Source organism: Burkholderia sp. 4M9327F10, assembly GCF_005503145.1.
Lineage (GTDB): Bacteria > Pseudomonadota > Gammaproteobacteria > Burkholderiales > Burkholderiaceae > Paraburkholderia.
The window spans coordinates 1-23,297 of the sequence record NZ_SCNV01000092.1 but is presented as its reverse complement, the minus strand read 5'-3'; the positions used below and the strand labels follow the sequence as shown (position 1 = coordinate 23,297).

The following is a 23,297-nucleotide window of genomic DNA, read 5'->3' as shown; positions in this document are numbered from 1 at the left end:
GCCGACACCCACCCCGTCCCCCAGCGCCAACGCCATCGGCGTAGTCGTGCAGAACACGGGCAACGTCGTCAGCGCGACCGGGCAGACGGTTTCCTCGTTGGGCAACCAGATCGGACTCACGCCGATCCCCGGCACCAACTCCGCAACCACCACTGCGCTGGGCAATATCGTGACGAATCTCGGCAACGGCGTCACCGCAGTCGGCACGGGCACCACCAATGGCCTCGGCCAGTTGGGCGTCTCGACCAATCCGCTCGGCGTAACCTTGTCGAGCAGCAGCAACCTCGTCTACGACGTGGGCCAGGCGGTCAACAGCACGGGTCAACTCGTCACCAGCCTGGGCGGCGGCAAGACCGCTGCGCTCAGCCCCTTGACCACACCGCTCGGCACGACCGTCTCGGCAGTCGGCAACGCTGTCAGCGGACTCGGCACTGCCCTCGGCACGACGCTGGCTACCGCCCCGATCGAGCAGGTCACCCAATCGGTCAGTACAGCCATTAACCCGATCACCACCACGCTCGCACAGACGACCCAAACCGTTGGCGATGCGACCGGACTCGGCGCGCCGCTAAACGGCCTGTTGTCGACGGTCGGTCACGGGCTGAGCAGCGCCGGCGACAAGATCAGCGGCGCCACCACCAATCCGATCGGCCAAAACCTCGGCGACGTCGTCACCAAACTCGGCGACACGGTCACGTCGGCGGGTGGCCTGCTGACGAGCGGCGCAGGCAGCAGCAACCCGTTGGCGCCGATCACCGGCATCCTTATCGGCACGAGCAATCCGCTCAGCGGCACGCCGCTGGCGCCGATCACCAACATCCTGACGGCCCTGCCCGGCACGCTGAGCGGCGGTCTCTCGGGAGGCGGCTCCGGCAACCCGCTCGCGCCGGTCACCGGCGTGTTGACTTCGGTCACCTCGTCGTTGACGGGCAGCCTCGGTGGATCAGGTGGTCCGCTCGCGCCGCTGACAGGCGTCCTCACGTCGGTGACCGGTGGACTCGGTAGCGCGGCAGGCGGTACGGGCGGCGCAGGCGGGGTGGGGAATCTGCTGGCCCCGGTTACGTCAGCGGTCTCGGCGCTCACCGGCGCCTTGGGCTCCGTGACCGGCAGCGTGACGGTCTCCGGTTCGGCAAGCGGATCCGGCTCGGCCAGCGGCAGCGCCAACCTGCTCTCGCCGGTGACCGGCCTCGTCAACTCGCTGACGAGCGGCCTGACAGGCGCAACCTCAGGTGTTGGCTCCGGCACCAACTCCGGAAGCGGCAACTCCGGCAGCAACTCGGGCGGCCTGCTGGGCGGCCTGTTGCCGAAAAAATAAAGGCAGCAAAAGAAGAAGAAAAAGCAGTACCAGGGGGGCAGCGGACCGGGCAACACCGGTCCGCTCTTTTTTTTATAGCTCGTTATAAGTGTCGTAGCTATTGCAGAAATCGTTGCGGACGACGAAATTCGTATAGGTCATCGTCACCGAAGCCTCGAGTCCTTCCACGTAATGCCACCAGCCGATTGGCAGAAATAGCAGATCCCCCGGGCCTATCGTGCATTCAATCAGGTTCGCCTGTTGCAAGGCCGGAAAGCGCGCCACGTCGATGGTGCTGCCGTCCACCTGCGAATAACAGTGCAAGTGGTTATACATATACGGCGTATCCGACATGGGAATCAGCTTGACCCGCTTGCGTCCTATCACCTGCGCCATAAAATTGTTGGTCAGATCGTGGTGAAACGGTGTCTTCGTGCCGGCCGGACCGAACCAGAAAAAGCCGGTATCCGGTGAAGCGGGATCGAGATACTCGCGAATGGTCGGAGCGTCCTGCCACAGTGCCGCAAGCGAGGCGCGATTAATTGAAGTGTTGTTCGCGGTCATATAAAAATCGTTGGTCGCGCCGCTGCGCTCGACCAGATCGACATATTCGCGAAACGGCATCTTGCGCTTCAGATTCGGCTGGTTGACTTCGTAGTTGGGATCCGAATCCCGGCCAAACTGCACTTCAACCTCGCAATCGCCGCAGCGTGCCCGGAAATAATCGAAATTCCATTGGGTGCGTGCCGGCCATGTATCGAATGCGCCAGTGATAATCACCGGCCGGTTCTGAAAGTAGTACTGCTCAAGGAATTCGTCGCGCGAGAGCCGCTCGCGCCGCTCGACTGCCGCACCGCTCGCACGCATGCGGTTGAGCTGGCCGTACACGGACAAGGTCCAGTCGCGCTTGCGCAAACGATTGCGTAGTCGCGCGCTGCCCTGCAGATACGGGCTCGCGATTGCGGTGTTGATTTCCTGGGCCGCCTCATCAGCGTCGAAACCCTGGTTGAGCATGGCCGCATGCAGCGCCGGCCCGGGTGCGCCCAGCAGCAGATTTTCTGCAATCCAGCGACGCACGTCATCGTTCATGCGAGTCACGGTCACCCCCTGTATCGTTTTGTCCGAACGTTAGACTCTCACGCAACCGCCCAAAAGAAAAGGCGTGCATCCCTAAAGAAATGCACGCCTTGCATCAACCTGTAGACGGCAGGCCAAACACCTGCCGTCATGGGGCGAATACTTACATCTTGACCACGTCCAGCAGCGTCTTCTTGCCTGCCTTGTAGTCGTACAGCGAGATCACGCCGTGCTGCAGGTCGCCGTGCGAATCGAACGTCGTTTCGCCAATCACGCCCTTGTAGTCGGTCGTCGGCATGGCTGCCAGGATCTTTGCCGGATCCGTCGAGTTAGCACGCTTCATAGCGTCAACGATGATGTACACAGCGTCATACGTGAACGGAGCGTAAATCTGGATCGGCTGGCCAAAACGCTTTTCGTACTTGGCTTCGAACGCCTTGCCGCCAGCCATCTTCTCGAGCGCCATACCGGCTTCCGAGCAGACGATGTTGTCGGTTGCGTCGCCAGCCAGGTCCGACAGCTTGTCGGTACACACGCCGTCACCCGCCAGAACCTTCGCACGCACGCCGAGCTGCTTGGCTTGCTTGGCGAACGGGCCGCCGGTGGCGTCCATGCCGCCGTACATGATGGCGTCAGGGTTTTCGCCCTTGATCTTCGTCAGAATGGCGCGGAAGTCGACAGCCTTGTCGTTGGTCGCGTCATGCGACACCACGTTCAGGCCGAGCGACTTGGCGGTCTTCTCGAATTCGTTTGCCAGACCCTGGCCGTAAGCGGTCGAGTCGTCGACGATCGCGACGCTCTTCACCTTCAGTTCCTTGGCAGCGTAGTTAGCCAGCGCCGGGCCTTGTTGCGCATCGGTCGCCACGACGCGATAGGTCGTCTTGAAGCCCTGTTGCGTGTAAGCCGGGTTGGTTGCCGACGGCGAGATCTGCACGATGCCTGCATCGCTATAGATCTTCGAAGCCGGAATCGAGGTGCCCGAGTTCAGGTGGCCGACCACTGCAACAACCTTGTCGTCAACCAGCTTCTGTGCAACCTGGGTGGCGGTACGCGGGTCAGCCGCGTCGTCCTGTGCGTCCAGTTGCAGCGTGACTTTCTGGCCGCCAATCGTCAGACCCTTGGCATTGATTTCTTCGATCGCCAGACGAGCGCCGTTTTCGTTGTCCTTGCCCAGGTGAGCAATACCGCCGGTAAGCGGTGCTACGTGGCCGATCTTGACGACGTCGTCCGCCAGCGCACCCGTTGCCATCGACGCAAACAACATGGCAGCAGCGCTGATCGGCAACAGCTTTTGAATCTTGATGTTCATGTAAGTCTCCAGTTTCGGTCCCAAAAACAACGTAGTCGCCCTGTGCCCCGCTTCCTTCCCGTGTCGCTCAATCCCGTGGACGATCACGCCGGTTGCATCGTTTTATGCACTTGGCCAGCACACCAGACAGCCTGTTTATGGCAAGCGGCTATGCGTACTTGCGCGCAAGTGTAGGCTATCAAATTAATTTGTGGGATTTTTTTGAGGAAGTGGGATGAACACCAATAGCGTTTATCCCATAAGATCGAATGGGCGCTCGGCAAACTCCCCGGAGAGCACCAGCCCATGCGGGTTTCCGCCGAATGGGCTGGCGTGCTGCCATGCCGGGAATACGGCTTTTCCGGTCTATGCCGGGGCTATGCCGCGTCTATGCTGTTAATTGGCTGAATACGCATTGAGCGCTGCAAACCGCCCAGCCGGACGGTGCGCGCGGCCGGCTTTTCAGGCCGCGAAAAGGCCGATATCGGCCGCCGCCGTGCGCCATTCGGCGTGCAACTGTTCGACCAGTTCGGCGGCCGGCAGGCCCTCGCGGCGCTTGCGTCCAAGCGGCGCGCCCTGCCCCGACCACAGCGAGAGATAGTCGCCGTTGTCGGCCCGCCCCGCGCTCTGGCGCAGTTCCTGGGTCAGCGCGTTCTGCACCGGGTAGGGCGCGACGGCATCCAGATGCTCGCCCAACCGCTGCATGAGCGGATTGCGTATGCCGCGCGCATGCCGGCCGCTGATCGCCCGGGTCACGCTGGTCGCAATATCCGAAGCTGAGCGCACGCGCGCCTTCCAGTCCGCCGGAATCGCACTTTCCGCACAGGTCAGGAACGCCGTGCCCATCTGGACCGCCTGCGCACCGAGAGCCAGCGCGGCGACAATCCCGCGCCCGTCCATGATGCCGCCGGCGGCCAGCACCGGCAGTCCGGTCGCGTCCACGAGTTGCGGCACCAGCGCCATCGTGCCCACCAGGGCGTCTTCGAAGCGGCCAATAAAGGTACCGCGGTGCCCGCCCGCTTCGGCGCCTTGCGCAACAATCGCGTCGGCGCCAAGCTCGCGCCAGGCGAGGCCTTCAGCCACATGGGTCGCGGTGCCGATCACGTAGCTGCCTGCCGCGTGCAGCCGCTCCACGTCCTCAACTGAGATCGCGCCGAAGGTGAAGCTCACCACCGGCACACGCAACTCGATCAGCATCTCGAGTTGCTCGCGGAAGTCGGGCGCGTACCGTTCGAGCGGCTGGCCCGCCGGCAAGCCAAGCCCGGCGCGCAGCGGATCGATGGCCTCGAGCGCGCGGCGCACGGTGGCCTCGTCCGGAGCGCAAGGCTCCAGCACGAACAGGTTCACGCCGAACGGCCGCCCGGTAAGCGCACGAATCGCAGCCACCTCGCTGGCGAGCTTTTCCGGGGCCAGCGCGGAAGCCGCGAGAAACCCCAGCGCACCGGCGTTCGATACGGCCGCCACCATCGCCGGCGGAGTCGGGCCACCCGCCATCGGCCCCTGCACGATGGGCACGCGCAGATCGAAACGTTCGGCAAACGGCGAGGCAAAGCGGCGTGTATTCATCATGACTGGATCTTCCCCATGGGACGCCCCCCGACCGGCGGGGCAACGCTGCCGACTCTACTGGAGCACCCGAGCCACGAAAAATGAATTATCGAGAACGTTTCAATCGCCGGACGAGAAAGGAAGCCGGTCGTGCAAGGAAGACAGTCCTGCGAAGCGCGCCGCAGCGCCTGCCGCCCCACTGCACGGCCTTTCTTTTAGTGGCAAACTGACCGGCCAACGGTGGGCCTTGCCCGCCTGCACCCGCGCTATTTGAAGGAGAGCGATGTGAGCGTGACTTCCCGATGGATCGATATTGCAGCCGGCGATGACAGTTTCGAAGGCTATCTGGCGCTGCCCAAAAGCGGCAAGGGCCCGGCCGTTATCATCGTTCAGGAAATCTTCGGCGTGAACAGCCATATCCGCGCGGTCGCCGACCAGTACGCGCAGGATGGTTATATCGCGCTCGCGCCGGATCTCTTCTGGCGCACCCAGCCGCGCGTCGAACTGACCTACGCCGGCGCCGACCGTGACCGCGGCATTGAAATCATGAAGAAAACCGACGTGGGCCTCGCCGTGGCCGACGTCGGCGCAACGGCGGCCACCCTGCGCGCGATGCCGGAAGTGACCGGCAAGGTGGCGGCGATCGGCTACTGCTTCGGCGGCCGCCTCGTTTACCTGGCTGCCGCGCAAAACACCATCGATCTGGGCGTGAGCTACTACGGCGGCGGTATCCAGAACCTGCTCGACGAAGCCGCAAAGATCAAGGTGCCGATGCAGTTCCACTACGGCGAACTCGACCACGGCATTCCGCTGGAAGCCGTAGGCCAGGTGCAGGAGCGTTTCGCCGGCCGCGGCGATGCGCAGTTCCATATCTACGCGAACGCGGATCACGGCTTCAACTGCACCGACCGCGCCTCCTACAACCAGCACGCGGCAGCGCTCGCGCATGGCCGCACGCTGACGTTCCTCGGTGAGCACCTGTAACCGGCGCCGCCGCCAGTGCTATCCGACTACCTCGCCCATGACGCGATTGGCCTAGCCGAGCTGGTCCGCACGCGCGAAGCCAGCGCGCGCGAGCTGCTCGACATGGCCATCTCGCGCGCCGAGGCGGCCAATCCCGCCATCAATGCAATCGTCCTCAAGGACTACGAGGCAGCCCGGCAACGGGCCTCGCGCGATCATGCGCATGGACTCGGCGACGGACCGCTCGCCGGCGTGCCCTATCTGATCAAGGATCTGGGCGCGCCGGTGGCGGGCTTGCCGATGTCGATGGGCAGCCGCCATTACCGCCACTTCGTGCCGAGAGAAGACGCGCCGGTGGTGGCGCTGGCGCGCGCGGCCGGCCTCAATATCTTCGCCAAGACCAGCACCTCGGAACTGGGGCAAATGCCCTATACCGAACCCGAACTGTTCGGCCCCTGCCGCAACCCGTGGAGCCTCGACCACACGCCAGGCGGCTCGAGCGGCGGCGCGGGGGCCGCCGTCGCGGCGGGCATCGTGCCGCTCGCGCACGCCTCCGATGGCGGTGGTTCGATCCGCATCCCTGCTTCCTGCTGCGGCCTGTTCGGCCTCAAGCCGTCGCGTGGACGTATCCCCGGTTTGTACGCGCCGGGCGCCGGCGAACTCGCCGTCGATCATGCAGTTTCGCGCAGCGTGCGCGATAGCGCGCTATTGCTCGATTTCATGACCGGGCAAGCGCAGCAGAAGCCCCCCGGCGCACCGGGCACGTTTCTGGGGGCGGTGAGCGAGCCGTGCCGGCCATTGACCATCGCCTATGTGACCGAACCGATGCTCGCGCCCACGCTGTCGGCCGATGCACGCGCAGCGCTCGACGACGCGGCGAAACTCGCGGCATCGCTCGGCCATCATGTCGAACCGGTCGCGCTCGGTATCGATTTCGCGGCGGTACGCCACGCCTATCTGATGCTGTGTTCGGTGACGGCGCGCGACATGGTGCTGAACGCCGGGCAGATCACCGGCCGCAAGCCGGCGCGCAACGAGTTCGAGATCGCCACGTGGGCGATGGCGCTGGTCGGCCGCAAGCTCGGCGAGCGTGCCTTGCCAAGCGCCCTCGAAGAGCAGCGCCGGATCAGCGCGAAACTCACCGATCTGCTGTCCCGCTACGACGTGGTGCTGTGCGCCACGCTGGCCTCTGCGCCTATCAAGATTGGCGAGATGCAACCCACCGCGAGCGAGCGCCTGCAGATGCGCGCAGTCGTGACGATGCCGATCGAATTGCTGCTGAAAAAGCTGCTCGCGGAAGCCGCCGACAAGGCGTTCGCCTGGGCCGGCTGCACGGAGGTGTTCAATCTGAGCGGCCAGCCGGCGATGTCGGTGCCGCTTTACTGGAATGCGCGCGGCTTGCCGGTGGGCGTGCAGTTCGCGGCGCGCGAGGGCGGCGAGGCCACGCTGTTCCGGCTTGCCGCGCAACTCGAAGCGGCACGGCCCTGGTTTGCCAAACGTCCGCCGTTGATGCCGGCGCGCAGCTAGGCGCCGTGCGCCGTAGCGGACACCCCGCCGGCACGCGCGCCTTCATGCGGCGACGCGTGCGGCGCGGTACATCCGGTGCACGGTCCGCAGCGGGATTTCACGCCTTCTTGTTGTACGCGCTGCACCAACCCTTGGCCGAGACCTGCTTGCCGCCGAACATCGGGCAGCCACCCCACGGATCGGTGGCCTTGCCCTGGTAGAAGCTGCAGTTGCCGCAATCCTGGCCGGCCGCGTACTTGGCGAACTTGGCCTTGTCGACCTTGCTGGCGTCCTCCTTATAGCCGAGCGCCTGAGCGGTCGGATCGGCTTCGGGGACGTGGGGAGCGTCGGCAAACGCCTGACGCGACAACGCGAGCGTCGACGCAACGCCAATGCTCGTAATCAGAAAACTACGACGGGATGTCTTCATGGGGACTCACTCCATTTTGTATTGGACTAAACGCCGTTCTAACGACAGCGGTCCCCAAGCATAGCAACGAAGCCACCACGCGTGACGGCTCAAATGATAGAGATAAGCGATTCGGTAGCTAGGGCTCGTTCAGGCTCATTTCGGGCCCGTTTCGGGCATATAGTCAGGCCCTAGGCTCGCCCGGCCAGCTCGCATACGCGCTGGGCGATCGCGAGACACGCAGTCAGCCCCGGCGATTCGATCCCGAACAGATTGACGAGCCCTCGCACGCCGTGCGCGGCCGGCCCCTGAATCACGAAATCCGCGGCAGGTTCGCCGGGACCGGACAGCTTGGGACGAATGCCCGCATACGCCGGCTGCAGCGCGCCGTCGGGCAGCGCGGGCCAATAGGCGCGGATCGCAGCGTAGAACGAGTCCGCGCGATGCGGGTCCACGTCGTAATTGATCGCGTCGACCCATTCGACATCGGGACCGAAGCGCGCCTGGCCGCCGAGGTCGATGGTCAGGTGCACGCCGAGACCCGCCTCGTTAGGCATGGGGTAAATCAGGCGGCTGAACGGCGCGCGTCCCGAGATGCTGAAGTAGTTGCCGCGCGCCAGATAGAGCGGCGGCACATGCCGCGCGTCGAGTCCGCGAATCTGCCGGGCGAGCGCGTTGGCCTGCAGGCCCGCGCTATTGATCACACACGCCGCGCTGATCGTGGTGGGTGCGGCGCCGCCGACCTTCACCACAAAGCGCCCGTTGCTCGACTCGATTGCCGCGACCGGCGCATGGAAGGCGCACACTGCGCCGTCGCGCTCAGCGTCGCCCTGCAGCGCGAGCATCAGTTGATGACTGTCGACGATCCCGGTGCGCGGCGAAAACACCGCCTCCACGCATTCGAGCGCCGGTTCCAGCGCCTGCGCTTCGCTACCGCGAATGCGTAAAAGATCGAGCACGCCGTTTTCCTTGCCGCGCGCCATGATGCCTTCCAGTTGCGGAATCTGGTTGCGCGAGGTCGCCACGAGCAGTTTGCCGCAGCGCGAATGCGGCACGCCGTGCGCTTCGCAGTAGTCGTACAGCATCTCGCGGCCGCGCACGCACAGCGCCGCTTTCAACGAGCCACGCGGATAGTAGATGCCCGCGTGGATCACTTCGCTATTGCGGGAACTGGTGCCGACGCCAATCGCTTCAGCCGCTTCCAGCACAATCACTTCGCGACCGCGTTGCGCCAGCGCACGCGCCACCGCCAGGCCCACGACACCGGCGCCGATCACTACACATTCGATCTGATCCATGTCTCTTGGCGCGGCCTACGGCACCGCGCGACCCCTCGTCCATCTGATGAAGATGAAGAGCGCTGGCGGCTGTCTCGTGCCGCACACCGCTCGCTGTCGAACATGTCCTCACGTCCTGCCCACGCGACAGGATTCTGCGAACCCGTACAGAAACGAATGCCCGCAGTTGCAACAACTGCGGGCATCGGATCGGTAATCTGGGGCCTGTGTGACGAACAGCTTCAGTGTACGCCGTCGGCGCCGGGCCCGCTCGTCTGATATGAGCGCGCCGTGTGACGCGGCGATGACACGGGGCCCGCCGCGCGACTCAAAAACCGATCGGCTTGCGCCGGTTGCCGTGGTCGAGCCGGATGTCGCCCGCGTCGATCCAGTCACGGCCATCGATGCGCGCCGCCCCGAAGCCGTTCAGAATCGCCCGGCGCATTTCGCGCGGCGACGCATGCTTGAGCGCGTCGAGCGCCGCTTCGCCCAGCTCGGCGGGAAAGCGCTGGCCCCAGCCGTGGGCGGAACGGATTTCATCGTAGATCGACTGGGCGATGCGGCGCGTGCCTTCGCGATCCGGCGGCGGAATTTCGTAGACGTTCATCCGGTTCAGGAGCGGCTCGGGAATGGCGCGCTCGTCGTTGGCGGTGGCAATCCAGATCACATGACCGGCGTTGATCGGAATCTCCGCGAATTCATCGATGAAGGTTTGGGCCGTGTCATGCTCCAGCAGTGCATACAGTGCGCCGAGCGGATCGTATTGCGAGTCGCCGGTGGCCTTGTCGATCTCGTCGACGGCGATCACCGGGTTCGCATAGCTGCCATGCACGAGGGCCTCGAAGACCTTGCCCGGCTTGGCGTTCTTCCATTGTGACGAAGCGCCCGAAAGAATCCAGCCCGCCGTCAGCGAACTCATGGCGACATAGTGATAGGACGTGCCAAGCAGCCGCGCGAGCTGCTTCGCAAAATGCGTCTTGCCGATGCCGGGGTCGCCGAGCAGCAGGATCGGCATCAGTTCGAGCCGGTCCTCGGTTTCCAGGCACAGCGCGACCTGCTTGCGCACGTCGTCAAGTGGCTCGCTGAAGTTGGGCAGCGCTTCGACCAGATCGTCGATGGAAGGCATCCGGTTCGGCTTCACGCAAAAGCGCAGATTGCCGGTCTTCAGCATCTTCTCGTAGGTCGCGCGCAGCGCTTCGCTTGCCCCTTCGCCCAGATCGTTCAGCGCGGTCTCGACCCGGTCGATGTCGTAGACCTTGCTGAACGATGCCACCGCGATTTCCTGTTTGACCATTGCTGTTGTCATAGCTCACCCCGTCATGCTGGTCTTGCGGCTACGGCGCCTGCCCGGCGCCGCTTCAAGTCCAGTGTAACGATGCAATATTCGTGCGCAAGCGAGCAGCCGCGAGGGTCTGCTGCTAACACCCGAGCCGCGCGCCAGCGCCAAGCCAGCCCAAGGCTCCCCCTGAATGGACCCATCGTCTCGTCATCTGAAATGCATTGTTGCTGAACCCGCTTCCCACTCGGGTGTCAGAAAGGGGTTGCGATCTTCAGGCGTAAGATGAGCGCCTGTCATCCCGCCGGACCCAGTGCCCCGGAGAGCCGTTAATCATGTGGAAAACCAGTCTCGCCGCCGTGCTATTGGGCACGTCGTTACTTGCCCAGGCGCAGCAGCCTGCGGCCCCGCAGGTCGTGCAATGGCAGTTGCAGGTGATGCGCGACGGCCAGCAGATCGACTCGTTCGAGGGCGACACGACGGTCGGCCAGGCGCGCACCGATACCCATCATCAGGTGGTGCAGCATAACGTCGGCTGCAAGGACGCGCCCGGCGGCAGCATCGACCTTTCGCGCACGCTGACCGTTTCGCCGCTGCAAGCCGATGCGAATCAGGTCACACTTGCCATCGACGCACAGGAAACGCTCGAGGACGACACCGCACAGCAAACCGATACCGGCTGCAAGCTGCCGCCGCAGCCGCGTCAGGTGACGGCGAATCATCCGGGGCTGAAGGTGCCGGCCGGCCAATGGGTCAGCTGGCAGATCGTCGACAAGAATCCGAGCCTTGCGTATCGAGTCCGTGCCAGCCTCGACGGCAAGCCCTGATATCAACGAAGAACGTGGACCACGCGGCATGCGAAACCCCGAACAACTGATCCGCGAAAGCGTGCAACCCAAAGATTTCATCGCAGTGAGCTGGAACCTGCACAAGGGCCGCACGCCGCTCGGCTTTCAGGCCTGGCAGGCCATGCAGCGCTGGGTGCAGTCGACCCATGCCGATGCGTATTTCCTGCAGGAAGCGATGGCGCGGCGCATGCCGTCGCCGGTGTTGTCGCGCGGTTTCGGTGCGCCGCTGCACGATCCGCTCGACGATGTCTGGCATTGCCAGGCCACCGAAATTGCCCAATCGCTGGAGTTGCAGATCGCCCTCGGGCCGAACGTCTTCAAGCCGTCGTGGCGGCACGGCAATGCGATTCTCTCGCCGCATCCGCTCGATCTCAGCGGGCGCTGGGACATTTCCGCGCACCGCTTCGAAAGGCGCGGCCTGCTGGTGGCGCGCGCCACCTTCGGCGGCCATTCGGTGACACTGTTATGCGCGCATCTGGCGCTCACGCGTGCGGCAAGACTGCGGCAAATGAACTGGATTGCGCACTGGATTTCGAAGGAAGCGCCCGAGGGGCCGCTCGTCCTCGCCGGCGACTTCAACGACTGGCGTAATGATTCGGTGCCGCTGTTCGGCGAACATGGCCTGTATGAGGTGGCTACGCTGCTCGGCGAATCGGGCCGGACCTTTCCGGCGTTCTCACCCGCGCTTGCACTCGACAAGATGTTCGTGCGCGGCATGCGGCCAGTCGAGTGGATCCAGCCGACCCAGGAGACCGCCTGGCTGTCCGATCATTTGCCGTATATGGCGCGCTTGCGGGTGGAGTGAGCACAGCGCGCGGGGCGACACCACTGACGAGTGGCTGCTCTCTGGCTGCACCCTAGACCCGCTGCGGCGTCCAGTTGACGCTCGCCGTCATCTCTTCATCCGGCATCAGCACGCAGCCGCCGACATGCTCGCGCGGGTCGCTGGCGTTGAAACAATCGGTGGTGTTGGTGACCGGTTCGACACACAGCTGCGCTTGCGCGGCCGGTGCAAACACCACCAGATGATCGAACGGCGCTTGCGCCGTCAACGTCAGTTGGCGGCCTTCGTCCGGCCATGCAATGGTCGCGCTGCGCGACCAGCCGGCAAAGTTGTTGTCGAGATCGAAGGCGTCGGCGGACATGCCCTCACGTAAGGCCTCGACCGCCGGATGCGGGCCGAGGTGCGTCGGCAGCACCTCGCCGTCGGCGTGCCACATGCCATGCACCTGGGCGTGCACCCGTGTGTGTCCGGTACGCGGGTAATACGGGTGATGCCCCATGCCGAACGGCATGGGCTGCCCGGCCAGGTTCCGCGCAGACAGGGTCACCCGCAGCGTATCCCCCGCCAGTTCGATCCGTTGCAGCGCGCGATAGCGAAACGGCCAGTCGCCTGGCGCCTGCGGATCAGGCACATGCTCGAAATGCAGCTCGACCGAGCTCGCCGTGCGGGCGCCGACGCGCCATGCGCGGCGCCACGCGTGGCCATGCAGCGCGTGGGCAAAGCGGTTGCCGTCGCCGGCCAGATCGACGGTGCGGCCGGCGAACACAAAGCGCGCATCGCGGATGCGGTTGCAATACGGCAGCAAGGGGAAACTCGCCATACGCAGCGGGTCGCGTTCGTCGAGCGCCGCCTGGGTCGCGGGCCGCAACCAGTGCAGCGGGCCGGCTGCGGCGAGTTCGTAGTACGCAGCTATCGAGCCACCGACGTGCGGCGCGACCAGCACGCGCATCGCCCCGCTGGCGAGCCCGATCAGTTCAGGATCGTCGAGCGCGAGCGCCTCTGCTGCGGGTAAGCGAATCGGATTCAAGGAAACATCGCGCATAGTGAAGATCAGAAGGGCCTCGGGCAGAATGCGGCACACAATCGGGGTCACAAAAGGGTGACAAAAGGGCCACAAAGGGTCCACAAGCAGTCCACAACGCCCGCGCGACCGAGAATCGCACGCCACAAGCCTCAGGTCAATATTATTAGTAATAATATCTTCACACCAGAGGCGATAAAAAGCCTTCTACGGCGTCCCACATGACGGGTTTTTGCCGTTGCCGGTCGGATATTATTAGTGGTACCGTCAGTACGATCACGCCCCCGGCGTTCCCTGCTTTATCCGCCGCTGCCGTGCGGCCCGCACAATGAAAAAATCGACTCAACGCCGCCCCACGATGACCGACATCGCCAAGCACACCGGCGTGTCGCAATCGACTGTCTCGCTTGTCCTGAACAACGCAACCGGGGCGAAATTCTCCGAGACCACCCGCAACAAGGTTCTCAAGGCGGCACACGATCTCGGCTACCGCCTTTCGCCGCGCGAGCCGGTGCTGAGCTCCAAGGACGAACGCAACCTGATCGTCTATCTGGCCGATGAAATCTCCACGAGCCCGCACCCGGTCGTCAACATCGACGGCGCGCGCGACGCCGCCTACGCGAGCGGCAAGATGCTGGCGGTGTACTCGACCCACGGCAATGCGGATATCGAACAGCAGGTGCTCGAGACCACACTGTCGAACCCGCACGTATTCGGCGTGATCTACGCGACCGTCTACACGCGCAAGGTGACGCTGCCGGCCGCGCTGTCGCGCGTGCCGACCGTGCTGCTCAATTGCTATACGAGCGAAGGCGGCCAGTCCTCCGTGGTGCCTGCCGAAGTCGCGGGCGGCCATATCGCCACCGAGTACCTGCTGAACGCCGGCCACCGGCGCATCGGCTATATCAACGGCGAGCCGTGGCAGGACGCCTCGAAGGACCGCCTGAAGGGCTACCGCACGGCGCTCGCCACCGCCGACCTGCCGTTCGCTCCCGAACTGGTGCGCGACGGCGACTGGAGCTCGGGCCTCGGCTTCGAGCACACGCTCTCGCTGATGCGCGAGCCGCACCCGCCCACCGCGATCTTCTGCGCCAACGACCTGACCGCGCTCGGCGCGATCGAAGCCCTGAAGCAGCTCGGCCTGCGGGTGCCCGAGGACATTTCGGTGCTCGGCTATGACGACCAGGAAATCGCCCGCCACACCCATCCGCCGCTCTCCACGGTGGTGCTGCCGAACTACGAACTGGGCCGCTGGGCGGTCGAGACGCTGTTGCAGGAAGAACAGAACCGTGCGGCCGGCGCGCCGGTGCGGCACCGCATGGTGAAACTCGACGGCCCGCTCGTCGAACGCGCCTCAGTGAGGGTAATTACCGAGGCAAAACTGCCCGCAACTAATATTATTAGTGATTGACCAATAATAATTTTGAGTGGAATAATCAGTACGTCCGGTCAAACGGCGCGCAGGCGCCAACCGGCAGGAGAAACACTAAAAAGCAAAGACAACCTCACCAGGTACTGGAGGAAGACATGGCATCGCTCGAACGGCAATCGCGTAGGCAGCGTCGTCGGCTGACCGCATCTCCGCTGGCAGCATCGCTGCTGGCATTGGCACTCGGTTTTGGCGTCGCAACGGCCCACGCCGACGACGATGCCCTGCCCAAGATACCCAGCAAGACACCGCTGAAGGTCGGCTTCGCGCAGACCGAAAGCAACAATCCGTGGCGTCTCGCGGAAACCAAGAGCATGAAGGACATCGCCGCGAAGTGCGGCTGGCAACTGGTGATGACCGACGCCAACGGCTCGAATTCCAAGCAGGTGTCCGACATCCAGAACATGATTGCGCAGCACGTCGATCTGCTGGTGTTCCCGCCGCGTGAAGAAAAGCCGCTCGCGCCGGTCGTGCTGCAGGCGAAGAAGGCTGGCATTCCGGTGATTCTGGTGGACCGCAACGTCGATCAGTCGGTGGCCGTGGCCGGCCGCGACTACATCACCTTTATCGGCTCGGACTTCATCGATCAGGGCCACCGCGCCGCCGACTGGCTCGTCAAGGCCACCAACGGCAAGGCCAAGATCATCGAACTCGAGGGCACCACAGGCGCCTCCGCGGCCAACGACCGCAAGAAGGGCTTCGACGAAGTGATCGCCAAGCATCCGGACATGCAGATCATTGCCTCGCAGGACGGCGATTTCTCGCGTGACAAGGGCCGCCAGGTGATGGAGACGCTGTTGCAGGCACATCCGGACGTGACCGCCGTCTACGCCCACAACGACGAAATGGCGCTGGGCGCGATCGCCGCCATCAAGGCCGCCGGCAAGCAGCCGGGCAAGGACATCCAGATCGTGACGATCGACGGCACCAAGGGCGGCATGGATGCCATCGCGGCCGGCGAACTGGGCGCCAGCGTGCAATCGAGCCCGTTCTTCGGCCCGCTTGCCTGCGACGTAGCGCAGAAATACGCCAAGGGCGAAAAGATCCCGACCTGGGTGAAAGTGTCGGACCGCTTCTACGACAAGAGCAACGTGCAGCAGAGCATGCAGTACGGCTATTGAGGCCAGCTTGATAACGAGGAGTAGCTGAGACGGGGCTGTCCCCTCAAGGTCTCCAGGGGGACGGGAAGGGTTCGGAGCGACGCGCTCGTGCCACGACGGGCCGTCGCTTCGCTTTGTCCTGCGGACGACTACCATGGGAAAGTGGCGCAAGCCGCGCCCCGCCGCACAGGATGCAGTAGGAGAAGACACGTGACGCAATCCGGCAACCCCACGCCGCCGTCTCCGAGCGCCGCACGTTCGCCGCTTCTGGAGATGCGCGATATCCAGATCAGCTTCGGCGGCGTGCCTGCCCTGCGCAACGCCAACCTGAGCGTCGCCGCGGGCGAAGTGCATGCGCTGATCGGCCAGAACGGCGCAGGCAAGTCCACCATGATCAAGATCCTCACCGGCGCGTATCGGCGCGGCGGCGGAACGGTGATTTTCGAAGGCCGCGAGATCGATTTCCGCAAGCCGAAGGAAGCGCGCGAAGCGGGCATCAGCACGATCTATCAGGAGATCAACCTGGTGCCGTTCCGCTCGGTGGCGGAGAATATTTTTCTGGGCCGCGAGCCGCGCCGCTTCGGTCTGATCGACTGGCGCGCGGTGCAGCAGCGCGCCGCTGCGTTGCTCGAATCGTTTGGCCTGCAGATCGATGTAAAGAAACCCGTGCACACCTACTCGACCGCAATCCAGCAGATGGTGGCGCTGGCGCGCGCGGTGTCGTCGGACGCGAAGATGGTGATCATGGACGAGTCGACCTCGTCGCTCGACGAACGCGAAGTGGAATTGCTGTTCACGGTGGTGAGAAAGCTGCGCGACGATGGCCGCGCGGTGATTTTCGTCTCGCACCGGCTCGATGAGCTCTACGCACTGTGCGACCGCGTCACGGTGATGCGCGACGGCCAGACCGTCGCCCAGAGCACGATGGCGGAGATGGACAAACTGCAGCTTGTGACGACGATGCTCGGCCGCACGCTGGCCGCCGTGGTGCAGGACGACAGCACGGCGCGCGAAGCCAACCTGGCGCGCCGCGGCGCGCAGGTGGTGGCGGCGCACAACCTCGGCGCACATCCGAAGGTGAGCGACGTCTCGCTCGAAGTGCACGCGGGTGAAGCGGTGGGGCTCGCCGGCCTGCTCGGCTCGGGCCGCACGGAGACGATGCGGCTGATGTTCGGCGCCGATCCGCTCGAACAGGGCAAGCTTTCGGTCGGCGGGGAAACCGTCGCGCTGAAGTCGCCACAGGATGCGATCGCGCGCGGCCTCGCCTACCTCACCGAGGACCGCAAAGGCGATGGCATCGTCCCTGAACTGTCGGTGCGCGACAACCTCACGCTCGTGTGTCTGCGCACGCTCGCGAAGCACGGTGTCGTGGATGTAAAAAAGCAGCAGGCAATTGTGGAGCGCTTTATCGCCTCGCTCGGCATCAAGCTACGCTCGCCCGATCAGCCGATCCGCGAACTCTCCGGCGGCAATCAGCAGAAGGTATTGCTGGCCCGCTGGCTCGCCGCCGAGCCGTCGTTGCTGCTGCTCGACGAACCGACCCGCGGCATCGATGTCGGCGCCAAGGCGGATGTCGCGAAGATCGTGCGTGAACTGCGCGACGCCGGGCTTGCGGTGCTGTTGTCCGCCTCGGAACTGGAAGAGCTTACCGCTGTGGCGGACCGCGCCGTGGTGATTCGCGACGGCCGCACCGTCGCCGAACTCAACGGCGCGCAGATGAGCGAGAGCGCCATCATGGACGCCATCGCATGGGGCAGCGGCGGTCCGTCGCAACTGGCCGAAGCAGCCCACTCGGCCCACATCGAAGACGCGCTGGAGGGCGACCGTCATGGCGCTTAAGTCGTTCAAGTCGCTGGGCCATGAAGCGGCGCAACCACTTGCCGCGCAAACGCCGTTGGCCACGCCGGATGGCGCAGCCAAGGCGCAAGCGCTGAAGCGGCACCGCATCACGATCCAGCGCGAAGTCATCGTGCTGCTGGCGATGCTGGTGTTCAACCTGCTGTTCACGCCGCACTTCTGGTCGCTGCAAACCTTTAACGTCAACCTGACCCAGGTGGTGACGATTGTGATCGTGGGCATCGGCATGACGCTGGTGGTCGCGACCGGCGGCATCGACCTGTCGGTGGGGGCGTCAATGGCGATCTCCGGCGCGCTCGCGCCGATGCTGTTCATGAACATCCCGGGCGCGGGCGGCATTGCCCTTGCCTTCGTGCTGCCCGTACTTGCCGCAGCCGCCTGCGGGGTGTTCAACGGACTGCTGGTGACGAGACTCTCGGTGCAGCCGATTGTCGCCACGCTGGTGCTGTTCATCGCCGGCCGGGGGATTGCCCAGGTCGTCACCGACGGCAGCCTGCAGGCGTTCGACAACCCCGCCTTCCAGTGGATCGCGCTCGGCAAGGTGGCCGGCGTGCCGTTCCAGGTGCTGCTGATGTTCGCGCTGGTCGCGCTGTTCGTGTGGGTGGTACGCAAGACGCTGTTCGGCCAGTACCTGCTCATCACCGGTGGCAACGAAAAAGCCGCTTACCTGTGCGGCGTGCCGACGGCGCGCATCAAGCTGATCGCCTACACAATCTGCGCCGCGCTGGCGGGGCTCGCCGGGCTCATTTCGATTTCGGTGAACTCGTCGTCGGATGCGAACGTGGTCGGCCTTGGCATCGAGCTCGATGCGATTGCGGCGGTGGCGGTGGGCGGCACGGCGCTGACGGGCGGCAAGGCGTATATCGGCGGCACGCTGATCGGCGCGCTGATCATCCAGTTGCTGCGCTTTACCCTGCTCGCGCACGGCATTCCCGATGCGGCGGCGCTGGTCGTCAAAGCCGCGATTATCGTTGCCGCCGTGTACGTGCAGCGGCGCGCGCGCTGACCCCGGCCGTCATGCCACCCATGCTGAGCGCGCTCCCCCAGACCCCGGACTCGACGCGATGAAAAAGAATCTGCCCATCCTGCTCGCGCTGGCTGCCCTCGTGGTGCTCGGCCTTGTGCGCTACGACCACTTTGGCTCGGCCTACAACATCAACGCGTTCTGGCGCTACAACTCGATGTTCGCGCTGATTTCGGTCGGCATGGCATTTGTGATCATCACGGGCGGGATCGATCTGTCGGTGGGCACGGTGGCCGCTCTCGCCAGCGTGGTGGCCGCGCTTACCAGCACTTACGGCGGCTGGGTGGCCGTGCTGGCCGGCGCCGCAGCGGGGCTCGCGGTCGGCGTGCTGAACGGCATCATCATCACGCGCCTGAAGATCCTGCCCTTCATCACGACACTCGCCACCAGCCTCGGCGCGCATGGCGTGGCGCTGTTGCTCGGCAAGAACGACGCGGTTTCGATTGCCGCCAATTCCAACTTCGGCAGCTTCGGGCAAGGCGATCTGTTCGGCATGCCGATCCCGGGCATCGTGGCAGCCGTGGCGGCGCTGGCCGGCTGGCTGGCGCTGCGCAGCACACGTTTCGGGCGGCATTCGCTCGCCATCGGCGGCAGCGACGAGGCGGCGCGCCTGATGGGCCTGAATGTCGACCGCACGCTGGTGACCGCCTACGCGGTCAGCGGTTTGCTGGCCGGCATGGCCGGTGTGATCCTCGCGTCGCAATTCGGCGCCGGGCAGCCGAACGAAGGCGTCGGCTGGGAGCTGTTCGCGATCTCCGCCGTGGTGCTCGGCGGCACGCTGCTGACCGGCGGCGAAGGCTCGATTGCGATGACCATCGCCGGCGTGCTGCTGCTCGGGCTGGTGTTCAACCTGCTCAACTTCGAGAACGGCCTGGGGTTCATCAGCCTTTCGGCGTACTGGCAATCGGTGATTCGCGGCGTGTTTCTGCTGCTGGTCATCGTCATGCAGGCCCGTGTGCTGAAACAGCGCGGACGCAGGCGAAGCGCCGCGGCGGGCTGAGCGCAGCGTTGATTTCCCTCGCCGGCCGTTGATTTCCCTCACCTTTTGTCAGTCCCGGCAGCAGGGTCAATGCTGCATTGCGCGACGGGTTTCTGTATCATCCCGAAAATTGTTGTCTGGACGTGTGCCTACCCGCTCACGATCCGGTCACCGGTCGGCGATCGCCCCACGCGAATCTAGCCCATCGCCGTACCGCTGCTGAACCAGGGCTGTACCTCCGTCGCGTGCCGTTCCGACGCCGAAACCGCAAGTCCAGCAACCGCCTGAACCATCGCGCCCCCGCGTCGCCACCCTGGGACGCCGAGCGCGGTAAAATAGCGGATTGCGCATCATTTTCCTTAAGCAATCGGTCGACAGTTGGCAACATCGGCGGGCCAACTAAGGGGCAGCTAAGAGGCAACTACGGGGCAACTACCGGGTTAGCGCCGCATCGCCCTTGCCGTGCCGGCCGGTTATTCGTCTGGCCGTTTCTGTTTTCGCACTATCCAAGAAGCCATGAGCAACCTGAATCAACAAACCGTCCTGAGCGTCCATCACTGGACCGATACGCTGTTCAGTTTCACCTGCACGCGCGACCCGTCATTTCGCTTCGAAAACGGCCAGTTCACGATGGTGGGCCTCGAAGTCGACGGCAAGCCGCTGATCCGCGCCTACAGCCTTGCGAGCGCGAACTACGAAGAACACCTCGAATTCCTGAGCATCAAGGTCCAGGACGGCCCGCTGACGTCGCGCCTGCAGCATCTGAAGGTGGGCGATCAGGTTCTGATCGGCAAGAAGCCGGTCGGCACGCTGATGGCGGACAACCTGCTGCCGGGCAAGACGCTGTGGCTCCTGTCCACCGGCACCGGCCTCGCGCCGTTCATGTCGATCATCAAGGATCCGGACATTTACGACCGCTACGAGCGCGTGGTCCTGACCCACACCTGCCGTTTCGTCGACGAACTGGCCTACAAGGAATACATCACGGACCACCTGCCGGCGCACGAGCACCTGGGCGAGCTGGTGCAGGAAAAGCTGCTGTACTACCCCACCGTCACGCGCGAAGCGTTCCAGAACCGCGGCCGGATCACCGAGCTGATCGAAACCGAAAAGCTGTTCGCCGACCTTGGCGTGCCGGGCTTCTCGCTGGAAGACGACCGCGTCATGCTGTGCGGCAGCCCGCACATGCTGCGCGACACGCGCAAGCTGCTCGACGACCTGGGCTTCCAGGAAGGCAGCAACAACGCGCCGGGCCACTACGTGGTCGAAAAGGCGTTCGTGGGCTAAGCCTCGGGCCGCACGCCCTGCCGTGCCGTGCCCTCGCACCCTGCGCTGCCTTGACGCAGCCCGCTCACCGCCCGCACCCAGTGCCGCGCGGCTGAGCCCCGGAAACCGGAGCCTTCGCGCTCCGGTTTTGCTTTTTCGAGCGCGCGCCACGACGCGTGGCCGGCCTCGCTGATTTGCCCGTAGCTTTGCGCCGCTGCTGCGCACACTGTGGGACGCGTCACGGGGCTTCATCGTTGCTTATCCAACCGGCATATTGATGGCGCGTGCAGTTACAAATACCGCGCTCTGCTTTACTTTCCTTGTCAGCATTTTTCCTACATGCAAAATGCCTGTGACATGTCAAGCGCAGCGCAAAAAACCCACGCTAACCCTTGTCCCATCTGCTTCTTTTCTTTTTTTTGAGATATGATCGCGACGCATCATCGGTTGCTGTCGCGCCCCACCAGGGTTACAGCGGATATGTTACTGAATGTAAATTTCGTTACGCTGCATCGTAGCGATTTGCCGGTTGCGCTGTCTTGCGCAGCGGGCACATCTAGAGGTCAGAGATTCGCATGCGTTCCCTTGTCTTCGCGCAGTCGTTGCGCGCCCGGTTTGCTGTGCACGCAGCATCCTAAGCGGGAGAGTCATGGATACGTCGATTGTCGTTCCGATCACCGCGCATGTGCCTGCCTCCATCGCCCGCGACGGGTTCGATGCGCCTAACCCTGCCGACCCGGCGTCCGCAGCGGCCTCTGCCTCCATTCACCGCCACACCCCATCGTCGCGCGAAGACAGCGCCGCCGAGCGCGAAATCGCGCGCCTGCGGGCCCGCGTGCGCGAGCTCTCGGCTGAACTCGTACATGCCCAGGAAGCCGCCTGCCACCGCGTCGCGAGCGAACTGCACGACAGCGTCGGCGCCGAACTGACCGCCACGCGCTTTGCGCTCGCCGGCGTCGAAACCTGGCTGCCCGCCGATGCCCCGCCACAATGCGCCGCGGCGCTGCAGGTGGCCACCCGCTCGCTCGATACCGTCTGCGAGGCCACCCGTCATGCGGTTGCCGAACTGCACACGCCCGCGCTCGAAGCCGGCATTGTCGGCGCGCTGTCGCAGTGGACCGGCGAATTCGCCGCCCGCACCCAGTTGCGCACCAGCTTTGTCTGCGCCGCCGACGTGCGCCTCACCCGCCTGCCCACCGATGCGGCGCTGGCGATTTTCCGGGTCGCCCAGGAAGCACTGAACAACATTGCCAAGCACGCCCGCGCCAGCGCCGCGGACGTCCGTATCGAAGCCAGCCGCCGCCACCTGACGCTCGTCGTCAGCGACAACGGCGTTGGCCTCGCGCCGGGCGCCCGCAAGCGCCGCGGCCATTTCGGCCTGGCCGGTATGCGCGCCCGCTGCGCCGCGTTCGACGGCACCGTCAAGATCAGCACGGGCCGCCGCGACGAAGCGAGGCAAGTCAGCGGCACCACCGTGCGTGCGCGCTTCGCGTGGGATGCCATGCTCGACGGCGCCATGTGCGTCGAGCGTCGCGCCGCCAGCGCCGTCCCTCTTTCTTCATGAGCGTGCCGTCATGAGCCTGCGTATCCTGCTTGCCGTCGACCACGCGGTCGTGCGCCAAGGCGTGCGTCAACTGTTGATGGACCGTGGCGTCGCCATCGAAGTGGACGAAGCCGAAACCGGCGCCGACGCCCTCATCGCGGTCGCCAGGCATATCTACGACGTAGTCCTGCTCGACATTTCGCTACCCGACATGAACGGCGTCGAAGTGCTCAAGCGCCTCAAGCGCAAGGCGCCACGCGCGGCGGTGCTGATGTTCTCGATGTATCGCGAAGACCAGTACGCGGTCCGGGCGCTGAAAGCCGGCGCGTCCGGCTATCTGTCGAAAACCGTCGACACTGCGCAGATGATCGGCGCCATCCAGCAGGTCGCGGCGGGGCGCAAGTACGTCAGCCCGGCGATGGCCGAGGCGCTGGCTGATTACGTTTCGTTCGACGGCGAGCAGTTGCCGCACGAGAAGCTGTCCGACCGTGAATATCAGACCCTTTGCATGCTCGCCTCGGGCAAGCGCCTGACCGACATCGCCAATGCCCTGTCGCTCTCGGTCAAGACGGTGAGCGTGTACCGCACCCGGCTGCTCGAAAAGATGAAGCTGAGCAATAACGCCGAGCTCACCTTCTACGTCATGAGCAACCGTCTCGTGGACCTGAATCCGGCCATGACGGGGTAAATGGCATAACGGAGTAAATGGGGCCGTCGGTGCGATGCTGCGGTCCTATGCCGCGCCGTTCGCGGCTCCGCTTGCGCTTCCGTTTGCGGCTCCCGTTGTTTTAGGCAAATCCCTCCCGCC

At 64.6% G+C, this 23,297-nt stretch carries 21 protein-coding genes; 13 read left to right on the top strand and 8 right to left on the bottom strand.

Annotation, left to right across the window (positions count from 1 at the left end; all coding sequences use genetic code 11):
- Positions 1-1,315 (top strand): collagen-like triple helix repeat-containing protein (locus FFS45_RS39150; RefSeq protein WP_137959966.1); only part of this gene is annotated, 1,315 nt, incomplete at its 5' end.
- 72 nt (positions 1,316-1,387) lie between these two features.
- Here FFS45_RS39150 and FFS45_RS39145 read toward each other — a convergent pair.
- From FFS45_RS39145 to FFS45_RS39135, 3 genes are all read right to left on the bottom strand, one after another.
- On the bottom strand, positions 1,388-2,383 hold the full coding sequence (locus FFS45_RS39145; protein WP_137959965.1) for a cupin-like domain-containing protein: 996 nt from the start codon (positions 2,381-2,383) through the stop codon (positions 1,388-1,390).
- 151 nt (positions 2,384-2,534) lie between these two features.
- Positions 2,535-3,680, bottom strand: a complete 1,146-nt coding sequence (locus FFS45_RS39140) for a branched-chain amino acid ABC transporter substrate-binding protein (protein WP_137959964.1) — start codon at positions 3,678-3,680, stop codon at positions 2,535-2,537.
- Between the two features lie 441 nt (positions 3,681-4,121).
- Positions 4,122-5,225 carry a nitronate monooxygenase gene (locus tag FFS45_RS39135; protein ID WP_137959969.1) on the bottom strand — a complete coding sequence of 368 codons (1,104 nt, stop codon included), beginning with the start codon at positions 5,223-5,225 and terminating at the stop codon, positions 4,122-4,124.
- 267 nt (positions 5,226-5,492) lie between these two features.
- Between FFS45_RS39135 and FFS45_RS39130 the strand changes: the two genes are divergently transcribed.
- Both FFS45_RS39130 and FFS45_RS39125 read left to right on the top strand, forming a co-directional pair.
- On the top strand, positions 5,493-6,191 hold the full coding sequence (locus FFS45_RS39130) for a dienelactone hydrolase family protein (RefSeq protein WP_137959963.1): 699 nt from the start codon (positions 5,493-5,495) through the stop codon (positions 6,189-6,191).
- Positions 6,192-6,206: 15 nt separating this feature from the next.
- Entirely contained in the window at positions 6,207-7,697 is a 1,491-nt protein-coding gene (locus FFS45_RS39125; RefSeq protein ID WP_137959962.1) for an amidase, read from the top strand.
- A 97-nt stretch (positions 7,698-7,794) separates the two neighbouring features.
- On the opposite strand, the gene FFS45_RS39120 is transcribed toward FFS45_RS39125, so the two are convergent.
- From FFS45_RS39120 to FFS45_RS39110, 3 genes are all read right to left on the bottom strand, one after another.
- Positions 7,795-8,106, bottom strand: a complete 312-nt coding sequence (locus tag FFS45_RS39120) for a high-potential iron-sulfur protein (protein WP_137959961.1) — start codon at positions 8,104-8,106, stop codon at positions 7,795-7,797.
- Between the two features lie 170 nt (positions 8,107-8,276).
- Entirely contained in the window at positions 8,277-9,383 is a 1,107-nt protein-coding gene (locus FFS45_RS39115; RefSeq protein WP_137959960.1) for an NAD(P)/FAD-dependent oxidoreductase, read from the bottom strand.
- Positions 9,384-9,690: 307 nt separating this feature from the next.
- Positions 9,691-10,668, bottom strand: a complete 978-nt coding sequence (locus FFS45_RS39110) for an AAA family ATPase (RefSeq protein WP_137959959.1) — start codon at positions 10,666-10,668, stop codon at positions 9,691-9,693.
- Between the two features lie 305 nt (positions 10,669-10,973).
- Here FFS45_RS39110 and FFS45_RS39105 point away from each other — a divergent pair, with 305 nt between their 5' ends.
- Both FFS45_RS39105 and FFS45_RS39100 read left to right on the top strand, forming a co-directional pair.
- Positions 10,974-11,465 carry a hypothetical protein gene (locus FFS45_RS39105; RefSeq protein ID WP_137959958.1) on the top strand — a complete coding sequence of 164 codons (492 nt, stop codon included), beginning with the start codon at positions 10,974-10,976 and terminating at the stop codon, positions 11,463-11,465.
- A gap of 28 nt (positions 11,466-11,493) precedes the next feature.
- Positions 11,494-12,291 carry an endonuclease/exonuclease/phosphatase family protein gene (locus tag FFS45_RS39100; RefSeq protein ID WP_137959957.1) on the top strand — a complete coding sequence of 266 codons (798 nt, stop codon included), beginning with the start codon at positions 11,494-11,496 and terminating at the stop codon, positions 12,289-12,291.
- A 52-nt stretch (positions 12,292-12,343) separates the two neighbouring features.
- Here FFS45_RS39100 and FFS45_RS39095 read toward each other — a convergent pair whose 3' ends face one another.
- Positions 12,344-13,312: an aldose 1-epimerase gene (locus tag FFS45_RS39095; RefSeq protein ID WP_137959956.1), complete on the bottom strand. Its 969-nt coding sequence runs from the start codon at positions 13,310-13,312 to the stop codon at positions 12,344-12,346.
- Between the two features lie 337 nt (positions 13,313-13,649).
- Here FFS45_RS39095 and FFS45_RS39090 point away from each other — a divergent pair, with 337 nt between their 5' ends.
- The 6 genes from FFS45_RS39090 to FFS45_RS39065 all read left to right on the top strand — a co-directional run bounded on the left by FFS45_RS39090 (position 13,650) and on the right by FFS45_RS39065 (position 20,967).
- Positions 13,650-14,702: a LacI family DNA-binding transcriptional regulator gene (locus FFS45_RS39090; RefSeq protein ID WP_137959968.1), complete on the top strand. Its 1,053-nt coding sequence runs from the start codon at positions 13,650-13,652 to the stop codon at positions 14,700-14,702.
- Between the two features lie 116 nt (positions 14,703-14,818).
- Positions 14,819-15,841, top strand: coding sequence for an ABC transporter substrate-binding protein (locus tag FFS45_RS39085; RefSeq protein WP_137959955.1), 1,023 nt, complete (start codon positions 14,819-14,821; stop codon positions 15,839-15,841).
- Positions 15,842-16,030: 189 nt separating this feature from the next.
- Complete coding sequence (locus FFS45_RS39080) at positions 16,031-17,659, top strand: sugar ABC transporter ATP-binding protein (protein WP_137959954.1); 1,629 nt, start codon at positions 16,031-16,033, stop codon at positions 17,657-17,659.
- Positions 17,649-18,683, top strand: coding sequence for an ABC transporter permease (locus tag FFS45_RS39075; protein WP_249363113.1), 1,035 nt, complete (start codon positions 17,649-17,651; stop codon positions 18,681-18,683). Before FFS45_RS39080 ends, FFS45_RS39075 begins: the two co-directional genes overlap by 11 nt.
- A gap of 58 nt (positions 18,684-18,741) precedes the next feature.
- Positions 18,742-19,701 carry an ABC transporter permease gene (locus FFS45_RS39070; RefSeq protein WP_137959953.1) on the top strand — a complete coding sequence of 320 codons (960 nt, stop codon included), beginning with the start codon at positions 18,742-18,744 and terminating at the stop codon, positions 19,699-19,701.
- Positions 19,702-20,196: 495 nt separating this feature from the next.
- Entirely contained in the window at positions 20,197-20,967 is a 771-nt protein-coding gene (locus tag FFS45_RS39065; protein ID WP_137959952.1) for a ferredoxin--NADP reductase, read from the top strand.
- On the opposite strand, the gene FFS45_RS39060 is transcribed toward FFS45_RS39065, so the two are convergent.
- Positions 20,964-21,188, bottom strand: a complete 225-nt coding sequence (locus tag FFS45_RS39060) for a hypothetical protein (protein WP_137959951.1) — start codon at positions 21,186-21,188, stop codon at positions 20,964-20,966. The genes FFS45_RS39065 and FFS45_RS39060 overlap by 4 nt on opposite strands.
- A 407-nt stretch (positions 21,189-21,595) precedes the next feature.
- Between FFS45_RS39060 and FFS45_RS39055 the strand changes: the two genes are divergently transcribed.
- The gene (locus FFS45_RS39055) at positions 21,596-22,510 is read left to right on the top strand and encodes an ATP-binding protein (protein WP_137959950.1); all 915 of its coding nucleotides are present in this window, start codon (positions 21,596-21,598) and stop codon (positions 22,508-22,510) included.
- Positions 22,511-22,520: 10 nt separating this feature from the next.
- Positions 22,521-23,177: a response regulator transcription factor RqpR gene (gene rqpR / locus FFS45_RS39050; protein WP_137959949.1), complete on the top strand. Its 657-nt coding sequence runs from the start codon at positions 22,521-22,523 to the stop codon at positions 23,175-23,177.
- Positions 23,178-23,297 lie beyond the last annotated feature (120 nt).